13 protein-coding genes and 3 tRNA genes are annotated in these 14,332 nt (G+C 70.7%); 6 read left to right on the forward strand and 10 right to left on the reverse strand.

The window, feature by feature from the left end; translation table 11 throughout:
* The 3 genes from metC to VGL85_RS16975 all read left to right on the forward strand — a co-directional run.
* A partial coding sequence (gene metC / locus VGL85_RS16965; RefSeq protein WP_331590167.1) for a cystathionine beta-lyase occupies positions 1 to 847 on the forward strand: 847 nt, incomplete at its 5' end.
* Positions 848 to 849: 2 nt separating this feature from the next.
* Entirely contained in the window at positions 850 to 1,698 is an 849-nt protein-coding gene (locus VGL85_RS16970) for a kinase (protein WP_331590168.1), read from the forward strand.
* A 22-nt stretch (positions 1,699 to 1,720) separates the two neighbouring features.
* The gene (locus VGL85_RS16975; RefSeq protein ID WP_331590169.1) at positions 1,721 to 2,143 is read left to right on the forward strand and encodes a hypothetical protein; all 423 of its coding nucleotides are present in this window, start codon (positions 1,721 to 1,723) and stop codon (positions 2,141 to 2,143) included.
* Between the two features lie 78 nt (positions 2,144 to 2,221).
* Here VGL85_RS16975 and VGL85_RS16980 read toward each other — a convergent pair.
* The 3 genes from VGL85_RS16980 to VGL85_RS16990 form a co-directional block, all read right to left on the reverse strand.
* A tRNA-Arg gene (locus VGL85_RS16980) sits at positions 2,222 to 2,298 on the reverse strand.
* A gap of 9 nt (positions 2,299 to 2,307) precedes the next feature.
* Positions 2,308 to 2,613: an ETC complex I subunit gene (locus tag VGL85_RS16985; protein ID WP_331590170.1), complete on the reverse strand. Its 306-nt coding sequence runs from the start codon at positions 2,611 to 2,613 to the stop codon at positions 2,308 to 2,310.
* Positions 2,614 to 2,643: 30 nt separating this feature from the next.
* Positions 2,644 to 2,720: transfer RNA gene (locus tag VGL85_RS16990), tRNA-Pro, on the reverse strand.
* A gap of 92 nt (positions 2,721 to 2,812) precedes the next feature.
* On the opposite strand from VGL85_RS16990, the gene VGL85_RS16995 reads away from it, so the two are divergent.
* On the forward strand, positions 2,813 to 3,421 hold the full coding sequence (locus VGL85_RS16995; RefSeq protein ID WP_331590171.1) for a glutathione S-transferase family protein: 609 nt from the start codon (positions 2,813 to 2,815) through the stop codon (positions 3,419 to 3,421).
* On the opposite strand, the gene VGL85_RS17000 is transcribed toward VGL85_RS16995, so the two are convergent.
* The 6 genes from VGL85_RS17000 to VGL85_RS17025 all read right to left on the reverse strand — a co-directional run bounded on the left by VGL85_RS17000 (position 3,418) and on the right by VGL85_RS17025 (position 8,773).
* Entirely contained in the window at positions 3,418 to 3,846 is a 429-nt protein-coding gene (locus VGL85_RS17000) for a PaaI family thioesterase (RefSeq protein WP_331590172.1), read from the reverse strand. The two genes, VGL85_RS16995 and VGL85_RS17000, sit on opposite strands and share 4 nt — an antisense overlap.
* Entirely contained in the window at positions 3,843 to 4,613 is a 771-nt protein-coding gene (locus VGL85_RS17005; protein WP_331590174.1) for a glutaminyl-peptide cyclotransferase, read from the reverse strand. Before VGL85_RS17005 ends, VGL85_RS17000 begins: the two co-directional genes overlap by 4 nt.
* Before the next feature lie 103 nt (positions 4,614 to 4,716).
* Positions 4,717 to 5,325, reverse strand: a complete 609-nt coding sequence (locus tag VGL85_RS17010; protein WP_331590175.1) for a cold-shock protein — start codon at positions 5,323 to 5,325, stop codon at positions 4,717 to 4,719.
* 163 nt (positions 5,326 to 5,488) lie between these two features.
* A tRNA-Glu gene (locus tag VGL85_RS17015) sits at positions 5,489 to 5,563 on the reverse strand.
* A gap of 112 nt (positions 5,564 to 5,675) precedes the next feature.
* Positions 5,676 to 7,487: a single-stranded-DNA-specific exonuclease RecJ gene (recJ, locus tag VGL85_RS17020; protein ID WP_331590176.1), complete on the reverse strand. Its 1,812-nt coding sequence runs from the start codon at positions 7,485 to 7,487 to the stop codon at positions 5,676 to 5,678.
* A gap of 62 nt (positions 7,488 to 7,549) precedes the next feature.
* On the reverse strand, positions 7,550 to 8,773 hold the full coding sequence (locus VGL85_RS17025) for an FAD-dependent monooxygenase (protein ID WP_331590177.1): 1,224 nt from the start codon (positions 8,771 to 8,773) through the stop codon (positions 7,550 to 7,552).
* A gap of 176 nt (positions 8,774 to 8,949) precedes the next feature.
* Between VGL85_RS17025 and VGL85_RS17030 the strand changes: the two genes are divergently transcribed.
* Both VGL85_RS17030 and VGL85_RS17035 read left to right on the forward strand, forming a co-directional pair.
* Positions 8,950 to 11,274 (forward strand): alpha-N-acetylglucosaminidase, encoded by a 2,325-nt coding sequence (locus VGL85_RS17030; RefSeq protein ID WP_331590178.1) that lies wholly within the window; start codon positions 8,950 to 8,952, stop codon positions 11,272 to 11,274.
* Entirely contained in the window at positions 11,275 to 12,405 is a 1,131-nt protein-coding gene (locus VGL85_RS17035) for an acyltransferase family protein (RefSeq protein WP_331590179.1), read from the forward strand.
* A gap of 37 nt (positions 12,406 to 12,442) precedes the next feature.
* On the opposite strand, the gene VGL85_RS17040 is transcribed toward VGL85_RS17035, so the two are convergent.
* Positions 12,443 to 14,125 carry an MHYT domain-containing protein gene (locus VGL85_RS17040; RefSeq protein WP_331590180.1) on the reverse strand — a complete coding sequence of 561 codons (1,683 nt, stop codon included), beginning with the start codon at positions 14,123 to 14,125 and terminating at the stop codon, positions 12,443 to 12,445.
* Between the last annotated feature and the right edge of the window lie 207 nt (positions 14,126 to 14,332).

Genomic DNA, 14,332 nt, shown 5'->3' on the forward strand with positions numbered 1-14,332 from the left:
CCGCCGCTTCTGCGACCGGGTGCTGGGCCGCTTCGGCGTCAGCCTGCGCTACTTCGCCCCGGACGCGGCGCCGGACGCGGTGATGGCGATGGTGACGCCCGCGACGCGGCTGATCGTGCTGGAGAGCCCCGGCTCGCTCAGCTTCGAGATGCAGGACGTGGGCCGCATCGCCGAGCTGGCGCGGGCGCGTGGGATCCTGACCGCCATCGACAACACCTGGGCCGCAGGCTTCCTCTACCGGCCGCTGGACCACGGCGTAGACATCTCGATCCAGGCGCTGACCAAGTACGTCGCCGGCCACTCCGACGTGTTCATGGGCTCGGCGGCGGTGAACGACCGCAAGCTGGCGCGGGCCCTGGAAGACGGCATCCACAACCTGGGCTGGGCGGTTGCGGGCGACGAGGCCTACCAGGTGCTGCGCGGCCTGCGCACCCTGCCCACCCGCCTGGCGCGCCACGGCGAGAGCGGGCTGAAGGCCGCCGAATGGCTGGCTGGCCGGCCGCAGGTGGCGCGCGTCTACCACCCCGCCCTGCCCGGTTCGCCCGGCCATGACCTCTGGAAGCGCGATTTCTCCGGCGCCTGCGGCCTCTTCGCCTTCGCGCTCAGGCCGGCGCCGCCTGCAGCGGTCCACGCGCTCCTCGATACCCTGAAGCTGTTCGGCCTGGGCTTCTCCTGGGGCGGCTTCGAGAGCCTGGCGATCGCCTGCGACCCGCAGCTCAAGGTCCGCAAGTTCCACCCGGACTACGGCGGACCGCTGGTGCGGCTGCACATCGGGCTGGAGGACCCCGACGACCTGATCGCCGACCTGGCGGACGGGCTCGCCGCCTACGCCGCGAAGGCCGACTGACCGTGGCCGAAGCCCTCGACGACTTCATGGCCCGCGAAGGCCTGCCGGAAGGCTTCCGCCAGACCGCCGAGCTGGTCTGCGAGCCGCTGGCCGCCCGCGCCCACCGCCGCCGGATCGACCGCAAGCGTTGCGCCGTCATCGGCCTTTGCGGGGCCCAGGGCTCCGGTAAGAGCACCGTCGCGGCCTGGACCGTGCGCCTGTTGCAGGACCGCGGCCTGCGCGCCGTCGCTCCCTCGCTGGACGACTTCTACCTGACCCACGAGGCCCGCCAGCGGCTGGCGAAGGACGTCCATCCGCTGCTGGCCACGCGCGGGCCGCCCGGCACCCACGACGTCGGCATGGCCAGCGCCGCGCTCGACGCTCTGCGCACCCGCGGCAAGGCCACCCTGCCCAAGTTCGACAAGGCCAGCGACACCCGCGCGCCCCGCGCCCAGTGGCCGACGGTGGCGACGCCGGTCGATGTGATCATCCTGGAAGGCTGGTGCGTGGGCGCCGTCGCCCAGGGCCGCGCGGCGCTGGCGACCCCGGTCAACGCCCTGGAGCGCGACGAAGACCCCGACGGCGTCTGGCGCACCTACGTCAACGACCAGCTCGACGGGCCCTACCAGGAGCTGTTCGGCAAGCTGCATGACCTGGTCCTGCTGGCCGCGCCCAGCTTCGAGGTGGTGGCCAAATGGCGCGGCGAGCAGGAGGAGAAGCTCCGCGCGAAAGGCCAGGGCGGCATGTCCGACGCCGAGATCGAGCGCTTCGTCGCCTACTACGAGCGCCTTACCCGCTGGATCCTGGCCGAGATGCCGGGCCGCGCCGACTGGACGGTGACGCTCGACACAGAGCGAAATCCTTTTGGCTGAAAACCGGTGTAAGGCGCAGCTCATGAGGTCCGCTCTCGCCCTCATCGCCGCCCTGCTGGCCGGGACCGCCGCCGCCCAACCTCCGACGCCTGCCGAGGCCCCGGCGGCTCGGCCGGACGCGCCGACGGCCAAGCCCGGCAATACGGTCAGCGGCGTCACGGTCGAAGCGCCCAGGGCCCCAGCCAAGGCCTGCTCCTCGCGCGACAAGGACTGCATCGCCATCGTCGTGGCCCAGCTGAAGGCCCGCTATCCGAAGGAGCTCCAGCACTGGTGCGACCTAGTGGCGTACCGCGCGGCCAACACCAACATGACCATGGACACCGTCAACGCCAACGGCACGAGCTTCAGCCCGGGCCAGACCTCGGTCTACGGCCGCTTCGCGCCGCCCGCGGTGGCCAAGCTCGCCTGCGCGCCCGACCCGAAGCCGAAGGACAAGGGCCAATGACCCTTCGCCGCTCGACGCCCTACGTCACCAGGGTCGCCTGCGTGGGGATCCCTAAGGTCAAGTAACGGCGAACCCCCGTGGCGCGCCCTGCAGGACTCGAACCTGCAACCGCCCGCTTAGAAGGCGGGTGCTCTATCCAGTTGAGCTAAGGGCGCCTTACGCCACTAGTGCGTCCACGGGACCTTGCGGCCAAAGGCGAAGTTGTCCGCATAGGCCTTGATGATCCGTTTCACCGGCTTGGGGTCGACCAGCTGGAAGGCGATGCCGTGCTGGTCGGCATAGCGCACCGCCTCGTCCTTGGTCTCGAAGGACAACCGAACCTGGCCCTCGGTGTCGGCCGTCTGGGTCCAGCCCATCAGCGGGTCCTGGCGTCTGGCGTCCGCCGGCTCGAACTCCAGCACCCAATCCTGGGTCTTGGCCTTGCCCGACTGCATGGCGGTCTTGGCGGGGCGGAAGATGCGCGCGAGCATGGATCGAACCTCGAAGTCTCTTCGCCGGCGTGGTCGGGGCGGCGTGATTCGAACACGCGACCCTCTGCTCCCAAAGCAGATGCGCTACCAGGCTGCGCTACGCCCCGAGGGCGCCGGCGAGGCCTGCGATATAGGCGTTTTCCGCCTTCGGCAACGGAGGCAGGCGTCCTAGACTCGGCCGACGGGAGGATCGCGCGCCATGCTCACGCTGTATTTCGCGCCGGGCGCCAGCTCCATGGCCCCGCACATCGCCCTGCATGAGGTCGGCGCGGACTTCGAGGCCATCCCGCTGTCCTTCGCCCGCGGGGAGAACAAGCAGCCGGACTATCTGGCGATCAACCCGCTGGGCCAGGTCCCGACCTTGCTGATCGACGGCCGTCCGCTGACCGAAGTGGCCGGCATCCTGTTCTACCTGGCGCGGGCCTATCCCGAGGCCAACCTGCTGCCGGATGACGCGGAGGAGCAGGCCCGGGTGGTCGCCTGGATGTCCTACATCGCCGCCACCGTGCATCCGGCGCGCCGCCAGGGCCCGGAGCACGCGCGCGCTGTCTATGCCCAGGCCGATGCGCGGTTCGGCCGGAACGACTGGGCGGTGGGCGGACGCTACTCGATCGCCGACATCCATCTCTTCTGGCTGTTCTGGCGCTTCTACGGCTCGGTGAAGCCGCCGGCCGAGGAGTTTCCCAACCTGGTCCGACTGCATGACCGGATGCTCCAGCGGCCGGCGGTGCAGAAGACCATCGCCGTGGAATCCGCCGCGGGCTACGAGCTTCCCGGTCAGGGCATGCCGGAGCGCAAGCCGGCTTAGCGCGCGCCCATCAGCTTGAAGACGCCGGAGCAGCGGACCACGTCGTGGCCGCCGACATAGGCGCGGCCCTCGGCGAAGGCGACGTCCTTGGTCGCCCGGGTCATCCGTCCTTCGCCCATCACCCACTCGCCGACCCGGGCCATGTGCAGGAAGTCGATGGAGAGATGGATGGTCACCGCCCGTTGCCGGGTCCCGCGCCAGACCGCGCCGGCCAGGACCCCGTCCATGAAGGCCGACAGCATGCCGCCGTGCACCAGGCCGATGCCATTGGCGTGGCGGGCAAGCGCATAGAAGGCCTGCTCGGCCAGCGGCCCGTCGCCGGGGCGCAAGAAATAGGGCCCGTTCAGGGTCGAGAAGCCGCCGCGCCCTTCGGCCGGGACGTAGCCCTCGGGCGGCGGCGGGGCCTCGTCCGACGGCCGGCTCAAGGCAGGGGCCCCTGGGGCGGCGTCACCGTGATTTCATAGAGGTGCGGCCAGTACTTGCCGGTGACGAACAGCCGGTTGTGCTCGCGGTCGTAGGCGATGCCGTTGGCCACCGCGTCGCCGTTTCCGCTGTGGGTCTCCGGCAGGGCCGCAAGGTCGATCCAGCCCTTCACGTGGCCGTTCGCCGGGTCGATGCGCGCAATCTTCGTGGTCAGCCAGATGTTGGCCAGGACCTCGCCCTTCACCCACTCCAGCTCGTTCAGGTTCTTCACCGGCTGTCCGTCGTCGGTCACCCGGATGCGGCGCAGCTCCTTGAAGGTCACCGGGTCCAGCACCCGCAGCTCCGGCGTGCCGTCGCTCATGATCAGGTGCTTGCCGTCCTGGGTCAGCGCCCAGCCCTCGCCCGGATAGTGGAAAACCTTCTTCTGGACGAGTTTCCGGCGGTCCCAGCGGTAGCCGATGTGGTCCTGCCAGGTCAGGCTGACGATCTCGCTGCCCCAGTTGACGATGCCTTCGCCGAACAGCTTGGGGTCGATCTGGGCCTGCTGCAGCACCACCCCGTCGGACAGGCGCACGCGGCGGATGTTGGACTGGCCGGGTATTCCGGTGCTCTCGAACAACTCGCCGTTCAGGTAGAACAGGCCCTCGGTGAAGGCGCCCGGATCGTGCGGATAGGCGTGGCGGATCGCGACCCCGGACGTCGGCGCGGCGGCGGCGGCCGTGGCCGCAAGGACGGCCAGGCTGGCGATGCAAGCGAGGAAGCGACGCAAGGCCCGGCTCCTGGGACTGAACGCCCTTCCTTAGGGGCGAGCGGTCGGCGCAGGCAAGGCTCAGTCGAGCTTCTGGCGAGCTTCTGGACGGCTCGGTCGAGCTTCAGTCCAGTTCCGGGATCTCGATCTCGGCCACCACCAGGCCCTTGGGCCCTTCGGCGAAGCGCACCATGACGTCGTCGCCGGGCTGCAGGTCGTCCATGCCGGAACGCCGCAGGGTTTCGATGTGGACGAAGATGTCGCCCGGCTCGGCGTCGCGCACCACGAAGCCATAGCCCTTGGTGCGGTTGAACCACTTCACCTTGGCGCGTTCCAGAGGCCCGGTCGCGGCCGGCGGGCGGCGCGGCGGGGCGCGGTTGGCGTAGTCGCCGCGCAGGAAGGCCTCACGCTCGCCGTGGAAGCCTCCTTCGCGCGGCCGGCGCTCCGGCGCCGGCGGGGCGGAGCTTTCGTCGAGGTCCACGACCTCGGCCACCTGCCAGCCCTTGGGCCGGCGCACCACGTCGCAGGTGATCAGCGAGCCCTCTACCGCGTATTCGCGGCCGGAGCTGCGCAGGCTAGTGACATGCAGCAGGACGTCTTTCAGATCAGTCTGGCTGGGATCGTCCGGAACGATGAATCCATAGCCCTTGCCCGCGTCGAACCACTTGACGCGACCACTGATCCGCAAGGCGTCGCTCTGCGCCTCGATCCCCTCGACTTCGTACACAGCCATCTGCCCCTCGGCCCGTTACTCCGCAGTCGCCCGATATTCGGGTGGGCCCTACTATAACACTGTTCTCGTAACCTCACCTTCGTCAACGCAGAAAATGCACGCGACAGGGGAATCGGTCGCAAGTTGACGCGCGGGGAAGTCAAGTTGAGGGGAAGACTTCGTCTGGCAGTCCCTAGGGGAGTCGAACCCCTCTCTCCAGGTTGAAAACCTGGCGTCCTAACCGATAGACGAAGGGACCGCGCGACGCGAAGGGCGGCTCTATATCCGCCTTCCCCAGGGGGTGCAAGACCGCGCCCATGCGCAGTTGCGGCGTTTGGCCGCGCCCCCAATCCGCGCCCTGAACCTGCCCCTCAAACCCGCCGGGGGTCGGCGACGTCCTCGATCTCCAGTTCGACGCCCTGGCGGCCCTGCCAGTCGTCCGGCTTGAGGCGCCCGGCCACGTGGACGCCGCCGCCTTCCGCCAGCAGCCGGCGGCCGGCTTCGGTGCCCTCGGCGCGCCAGGCCACCGCCTTCAGCCGCCCGCCGGAGCCATCGGTCAGGGTCACGCGCAGATGGCCGCCCTTCAGCATCATCGGCCGCTCGACCCGCGCGTCGGCGAGCGCGAACAGCGGCTCCGGATTGCCGGTTCCGAAAGGCGCCAGGCGCTGGAAGTCCTGCCACAGCGCCCGGTCGGCGCCGCGCGCGGTCACCAGGGCGTCCACCTCCAGCGCATCCTCGGCCGTCGCGACGGCGCTCTCGTCGGCCAGGCGCTCGCAGAGGAAGGCGCGCAGTTCGGGGATGGTGTCGGGGCGCACCGACAGGCCCGCGGCCATGGCGTGGCCGCCGCCCGCCAGCAGCAGGCCCGCGTCATAGGCGCCCTGCACCGCGCGGCCCAGGTTCACGCCCGGCTGGGAACGCCCCGAGCCCTTGCCGACGTTGGCCGCCCGGTCGACGCCCACCACGATCACCGGCTTGCGGTAACGTTCGCGCAGGCGCCCGGCGACGATGCCGATCACACCCGGATGCCAGTCGTCGGCGGCCACCAGCAGCATCGGCGCGTCGGCGAAGTTGCTCTCAGTCTCGATGTGGGCGACCGCGGCCTCCTGCACCTGCGCCTCCACCGCCTTGCGCGAGGCGTTGAGCTCGTCGAGCTCGGCCGCCAGGGCCTGGGCCTCCGCCGGATCGTCGGTCGACAGCAGCCGCACGCCGAGGTCGGCGCGGCCGATCCGCCCGCCGGCGTTGATCCTGGGGCCCAGCATGAAGCCCACATGGAAGACAGAGGCCGCCGCCTGTCCGTCCTTGAGGCCGTTGGCGACCTCCATCAGGGCCCGGAGGCCCGGATTGCGCCAGGCCGACATCACCTTCAGGCCCTGGGCCGCCAGCGCGCGGTTGAAGCCCACGAGCGCGGTCACGTCGCAGATCGCGCCCATGGCCGCCAGGTCCAGCCACGGCTTCAGGTCGGGCTCCGCGCTCGCCTCGAACAGGCCCCGCCGCCGCGCCTCGCGGTTCAGCGCCGCCAGCAGCACGAAAGTCACCCCCGCCGCCGCCAGATGGCCCTGGCCCGAGCCGCAGTCGGGGCGATTGGGGTTCACCAGGGCGGCCACGGGCGGCAGTTCGCCGTCGCGCATCAGGTGGTGGTCGATCACCACCACCTCCAGACCGATCTCGGCGGCGCAGGCCAGGGCGTCGTGCGCCGCGGCCCCGCAGTCGACGGTGACCACCAGCTCCGCCCCCTCGGCCTTCAGGCGGCGGAAGGCGGCGGGTGACGGGCCGTAGCCCTCGGTGATCCGGTCGGGGACATAGATCGGCAGTTCCTGGCCCATGGCCCGGAACCAGCGCACCAGCTGGGCGGCCGAGGACGCACCGTCCACGTCGTAGTCGGCGAACACCACCGCCGGCCGCTTCCGCTCCAGGGCGTCGACCAGGATCGCCGCGGCGCGGTCCATGTCGGCGAAGGCCGACGGGTCGGGGAACAGGGCCTTCAGCGTCGGATTGAGGAAGGTTTCCGCGGCGTCCGGGGAAATCCCCCGCGCGACGATGGCCCGCGCCAGGGGCTCGCTGAGGCCCTGAGCCAACTGCAGCCGCCGCGCCGCGTCGGGGTCGGCCACGCGCTCGCGCCACAGCCGCCCGCTGAGCGAGCGGGTGACGCCGAGATAGCCGAATGAGGCGCCGCCGTCCGCCAACCGCTGCTCCTGAGCTCCAAGGCCAGCACTATCGATCCGCCGCAGGCGAGTCGCCAGGACTGTTAGCCCCGCGACACGCCAGAATCGGACGCACCCGAGCGCAGCGGATAGTCGGGCAGCTGGAGCCGGTCGATGATCTCACGCCCAACGGCGACCCGCGCCAGGCCGGGAATGGCGAGCATCTGGACGACAAGGTTGCGGAACCAGGTCCCCAGGCGGGTGCGCGGCGCAAGCGCGCCGGCGAAACGCTTGGCTCCGGCCTGCTTCATCTCGATATAGGCCCGCAGCCGGCGCTCGTAGGCCGCGAGGGCCTCGTCGATCCGACCATCGCAGCGGGCGAGTTCACCGGCCAGGACGTAGGCGGCGACGACAGCCAACGCCGAGCCCTGGCCCGCGAGAAGCGACACGCTGAAGGCGGCGTCGCCGATCAGGGCGACCCTGCCCTTTGACCAGGTCGGGGCCACGATCTGGCTGGCCCGGTCCAGGTAGAGATCCTCCGTCTGCTCCAGCCGGTCCAGCACGTCCGCCGTCTCCCAGTCCCCATCGCGATAGAGCGAGCGCACCAGGGCCTTCTGCTCGGCCAGGGTCGTGAGCAAGGCGCCGTCGAAGGAGAACATGAGCAGGAAGAGGGTGCGATCTTCCGGCAGCGCGAAGCGCCCCAGCATCCGCCCCGGCTTGCCGTAGATCATGTAGACGCCAGGGTCCCGGGGTCGGTATCCGGCGGCCTGGAATGCGGCGACGGCATAGCCGAGCGGCTTCTCGAAACGATCCTGTGGCCCGAAGGCCAGCTGCCGGACCCTCGAATGCAGGCCGTCGGCGCCGATGACCAGATCGAAGCGGCGGGCGCCGCCATTGCGCAACCGCACGTTCACGCCGGCGTCACCCTCGTCCGACAAGGCCTCGATCTCGTCGCCGAAGATCACCTCGGTCGCGGGCGTGGCAGCCTTGAGCAGCAGCTTCGAGAGGTCGCTGCGCATCAGGGTCGCATAGCGTCCATTGGTCAGTTCGTTGAACACGCCGACGCCGAAGCTCGCGAGCCGTTGGCCGTGGTCGCCCACGACCCGCAGTTCGCGCGCGGTGCAACTGACGCGCTGGATTTCATCCAGGAGGCCCATGCGTTCGGCCAGGTCGTAGCCCAGGCCCCAGAAGTCGATCACATAGCCGCCGTCACGCACCGCGGGCGCGCGCTCGACAATGGTGGTTTTCCATCCGGCCGCCGTCAGCCAGTAGGCGAGCGCTGGCCCGGCGACGCCCGCGCCGGATATGAGCGCCGTTTTGCGCTGCATGTCAGCGAGCCTCGCGCACCGCCCCGGGTTGCTCCGGCGAGCGGTTATATCATGCTTCGATATAATTGGCTCTACCAGACGGGGTTCGCCAGACCATCGGCGACGCGAATCCGCTCAATGAACAGACGCGCTCGCGGCGATTGACGCGGCGGCCACGGCCAAGTCTCTTCGGCCGGGTGAACCCGCCGCCCATCCTGTCGCGTCGTCAGGCCCTCGCCCAGCCGCTCGCTGCGGCGGTGGCGGTCGCCACGGCGCAACCCGCTCGGGCCAGGGCTGGCGATACGCAAGCCAGCGACCAGGCCCTGCGGCGCCTGTTCGGCGCGAACGCGGACCGCATCCGCCTGAGCCTCGAACCCTCTGCGAGCGATGGCGCGCCGACCTGGTACGACGCCCGCTGCCGCGCCGGCCGGATCAGCGTGCGCGGCGACACGCCGGTGGCGCTGGTGCGCGGCGCCTACGCAGGCCTGCGCGACGCCGGCTGCGCGCATGTGAGCTGGGACGGGACCCACGCAAAGCCGCCAAGCGCGTGGCCCGACTTCGCCACCGGCCGGGTCGAGAGCCCTTTCGTCCACCGCGCTTACCTGAACACCTGCACCTTCGGCTACACGACGCCCTGGTGGGGCTGGGAGCGCTGGTCGCGCGAGATCGACTGGATGGCGGCCCACGGCGTCGACATGCCGCTCGCCATGGAGGGCCAGGAGTTCGTCTGGCGAGCCCTGTGGCGCGAAATGGGCCTCTCGCCCAAGGACCTCGCGGGCTACTTCTCCGGGGCCGCCTTCACCCCGTGGCAGCGGATGGGCAACCTCGAGGGCTATCTCGCGCCTCTGCCGAACGCCTGGATCGACAAGAAGCGCGACCTGCAGGTGAAGATCCTGGCGCGGATGCGCGACCTCGGCATGAAGCCGATCCTGCCGGCCTTCGCGGGCTATGTGCCGCGCGCCTTCGCCGAGCGGCATACCAAGGCCCGCATCTACCGGATGCGCGCCGGCGCGGGCTTCCATCCCACCTGGTGGCTGGATCCGGCCGAGCCGCTGTTCGCCGAGCTGGTGGGCCGGTTCATGGCGCTCTACGACGCGACCTACGGCGCCGGGACCCACTACCTGGCCGACAGCTTCAACGAGATGACCCCGCCGATCGCGCAGGACGGCTCCGACGCCGGCGGCGCGTTCAACGACGGCGCGGCCCAGCAGGCAGCCAAGGCCCAGCCCGATCCGGTGCTGAAGGCGCGCCGGCTCGCCGAATACGGCAAGGCGATCCACGAGGCCTTCCGCAAGGCGCGGCCGGACGCGATCTGGACCATGCAGGGCTGGCTGTTCGGCGCCGACCAGAAATTCTGGACCGCCGAGGCGATCGCCGCCTACTTCAGCCAGGTCCCCGACGAGGCCCTGATGGTCCTCGACATCGGCAACGACCGCTATCCCGACACCTGGAAGACCGCGCGCGCCTTCGGCGGCAAGCGCTGGATCTATGGCTATGTCCACAACTACGGCGCCAGCAACCCGGTCTATGGCGACCTCGGCTACTACCGCGCCGACCTGAAGGCGCTGACCGAAAGCCATGAGACCAAGGCGCTGGCCGGGTTCGGCATGTTCCCCGAGGGCCTGGACAACAACCCGATCGTCTATGAGGCGGCCTATGACCTCGCCTGGAACGCCGGCGACGCGTCACAGGCCGACTGGCTGGCCCGCTACGCCCGGTCGCGCTACGGGCGCACCACGCCGCCGTTGAACGCCGCGCTCGGTCGGCTGGTCGAGGCAGCCTATTCCACCCGCTACTGGACCCCGCGCTGGTGGAAGGACCGGGCCGGCGGCTACCTCCTCCAGAAGCGGCCGACCTCCGAGATCGTGACCTTCGAGGGCCATCCGGGCGATCGCGCCAAGCTGAAGGCCGCCGTCCACGAACTCACCCGCCTCGCGCCCGATTTCGCACACCAGCCGCTCTACATCCGCGATCTGGCCGACGCCGCGCGGCATCTGGGGAGCGAGGAGATCGACCTCGCCTTGATGGCCACGGTCGCCGCCTATGGCCGGGCCGACCTTCCCGCTGGCGACAGGAGCCGGCTCAAGGCGAAGGACCTGGCCCTGCGCCTCGACGCCCTGATGGGCGCCCAGCCGCACAGCCTGGCGACCTGGATCGACGCGGCCCGCGCCTATGCCGACAACCCGGCCGACGCGGCCGCCTATGTGAAGAACGCCAAGGCGCAGGTGACCGTCTGGGGCGGCCAGGGCAATCTTTCGGACTATGCCTCGAAGGCCTGGCAGGGGCTCTACCGCCACTACTACTGGCCCCGCTGGGAAATGTTCCTGGGCGGGCTGCGCGCCGCCGCCGCGCGGCAGGTCAGCGGAAATGGCCCCGTGCGTTTCGATGAGCCCGCCCTGATCGACGTCATCAAGGCCTGGGAGCAGGCCTGGGTCGCCCGCGACGACCGCTATGTGCGCGAGCCGCCCGCCGATCCGCTCGGCGACGTGCGAAGGCTCCTGGCCCGACTGGAGCAGGCCTAGATGACAACCGCCGCCGCGCCCGCGTCGCCCCGCTTCCTGGCCCTGGATGTCTTCCGCGGCCTGGCGGTCGCCCTGATGATCGTGGTCAACACGCCCGGACCCGGCGCGCATCCCTACCCGATCCTCGTCCACGCCAAGTGGTTCGGCTTCACCGCCGCCGACTGGGTGTTCCCCTCGTTCCTGTTCGCGGTCGGCTGCGCGATGGTCTTCGCCTTCAAGAGGCCGGTCGGCCACGGGGCTTTCGCCGCCAAGGTGCTGCGCCGCGCGGCGCTGATCTTCCTGCTGGGCTTCCTGATGTACTGGTACCCGTTCGTCCGCCACGGCGACGACGGCGGCTGGAGCCTGATCCCGTTCTCCACGACACGGGTGATGGGCGTGCTGCAGCGGATCGCGCTTTGCTACCTGCTGGCCGCCTTCGCCGTGCGCTACCTGAAACCGCGCTGGCTCTTGGCTCTCTCCGTCGGCCTGCTGTTGGGCTACTGGGCGATCCTGGCGGCCTTCAACCCGGCCGATCCCTTTTCCAAGTTCGGCAACGCCGGGACCCACCTCGACCTCGCTGTCCTCGGCCCGGGCCACCTCTACAAGCGCGATGGCGGGTTCGATCCGGAGGGCCTGCTCGGGACCCTGCCGGCCACGGTCAACATCATCGCCGGCTACCTGGCGGCGCTCTGGCTGACTGGGGCGACGGATCGGCGGCGGACCCTGATCCGCATGGCGCTGGCCGGCGTGGGCCTCATGCTCGCCGCCTGGGCCTGGAGCCCGCTCTTCCCGGTCGCCAAGAAGCTGTGGACCGGCAGCTTCGTCCTGCTGACCGTGGGCTCGGACCTGATCGTAGTGGCCGGCCTGGTCGCCTGGCTTGGCGAGCGCCCACCGAACGCCGCGGCGCGGTTCTTCCAGGTGTTCGGGCGCAATCCCATCGTGATCTACCTGTTCTCCGAACTGTTCGTGACCACGCTGCAGCAGGTGAAGGTCGCGCCCGACGTCGGCCTCTACGACTGGATCGGCGAGACCCTGTTCCAGGCCGCGGCGCCCGGCCCCATCGGGGCCCTGCTCTGCGCCATCGCCTACACCCTGGTCTGCTGGGGCCTCGGCTGGCTGATGGATCGCCGCGGGATCGTCGTGAAGCTCTAGCCATCAGGCCGTTTCGAGGAACCGCAGGCGCAGGGTTTCAGCTCGCGGCGCGCAGCGGCGGCTCGGCCGGCGGGTCGAAGCTTTGCGGGGCGCGCAGTTCGGCGCGGAAGCCGGCGGGGTCGTAGACCAGTTCGGCGGACCCGCCGAGTTCGCGCGCGAAGGTTCCCTCGACCAGCTGCGAGCCGAACCCGCGCCGGGTGGGCGCGCGCACGGCGGGGCCGCCGCTCTCGGCCCAGGAGAACGCCAGCCACAGGCCATCGCTGCGCCAGCTCACGCTCACCAGGCCGTCCGCCGTCGAGAGCGCCCCGTATTTGGCCGCATTGGTGGCCAGCTCGTGGAACACCATGCCGAGCGCCACGGCCAAGCGGGGCGGCAGGCTGAGGTCGTCGCCGTCCAGGCGCACCTGGGCGGGCGCATAGGGCGCGAACTCCTGGACCAGCAGTTCGCGCAGGCTGGCGCCGGACCAGCCGCCGCGGGTCAGCGCGTTGTGGGTCTCCGACAACGCCACCAGGCGCGCCTCGAAGGCCGCGCGGAAGGCCGCCATGGACGCGGCGTCCTTGGCCGACTGGCGGGCGATCGACTGCACGGTGGCCAGGGTGTTCTTCACGCGGTGGTTCAGCTCGTCGATGAGCAGCCGCTGGCGGCGCTGGCTTTCCTCCAGGGCGTCGAAGGCGCGGCGGCGGTCGCTTACGTCGAGCATCACCCCGCTCAGCCGCCAGGGCCGCCCACGGCGCCAGGCGACGACGCGACCGCGGATGTTCACCCACCGCGAGGGGTCGGCGGCCAGCCGATATTCGGCGTCGTAGTCGGCCGTCCCGTCCAGGGCGGCGCGGAAGACGTCCTCGCGCCGCGCGCGATCCTCCGGCGCCAGGGCGGCGAGGATATCGTCGTGGCTCGCCGCGCCCTCGGGATCGAGGCCGAAGATCGTCCTGGCGCGCGGCGAGATGTGGAACTCCATCTGCGGCAGGACCAGCTCCCAGTAGCCGACGCCGCCGGCGTCGAGCGCGGCCATGACGTTCAGCCGCTGGTCGTAGAGCGAGGCCAGCAGGGCCAGCAGCAGGATCACCGTGGCGCCGGTGGCGACGCTGACGCCGAGCGCAAAGGGCGGCGCGCCGGGCGGGCCCATCGAAGCCCCTTGCGTCGGCGCGAGCCGCAGGCCCGCCATGGCCGTGTAGTGCATGCCGCAGATCGCCAGGCCCAGGACCAGGGCGGCGACCGCGCGCCAGGCCAGGGTGTGCTCGCGACGCGCCGCGAACAGCGCCGCGGTCGAGGCGCCGATGGCGACGGCGAAGGAGGCGACCACGAACGCCGGGACATAGGAGAGCTGGGCGTCGATCCTGAGCGCCGCCATGCCGACGTAGTGCATCAGGCAGATGCCGACCCCCATGGCGACGCCGGCGATCAGGGTGCGGAACCGCTGCGCGCTGCGCGCGGCCCAGAAGAAGGCGCCCCAGGTCGCCGCCATCGCCAGGATCAGCGACAGGGCGGTGAGCGAGGGATCGTAGGCCACCGGCCCGCCGGGCTCGAAGCCCAGCATGGCCACGAAGTGCATCGACCAGATCGACAGCCCCATGGCCACCGCCGCCGTGCCCAGCCAGAAGGCGCGCGTGCGCCCGATGTGCGAGCGCACCCGGCGGAAGAGATCGAGCGCCGTCCACGAGCCCAGCACCGCGACCACCAGCGACAGGACCACGAACAGGGGGTGCTGGCTGTGATGCATCGCCTCACGATGCCGCCAGCCGGGAGTCGCGGCAACTGCGGCGGCGCCTCCGCTTTTGAACCACGAACCACACGAACCACACCAACGCGGGCCGCTGGCTGGGTTCCGTGTGGTCCGTGTGGTCCGGGGTTTGAAAGCCCGCTTCGCGGGGCGAGATGGGCTTCCTGCCGCACAAGCCATGCCTCCGCTCATCCCCGCGAAGGCGGG

It is taken from the genome of Phenylobacterium sp. (assembly GCF_036501465.1).
Lineage (GTDB): Bacteria > Pseudomonadota > Alphaproteobacteria > Caulobacterales > Caulobacteraceae > Phenylobacterium.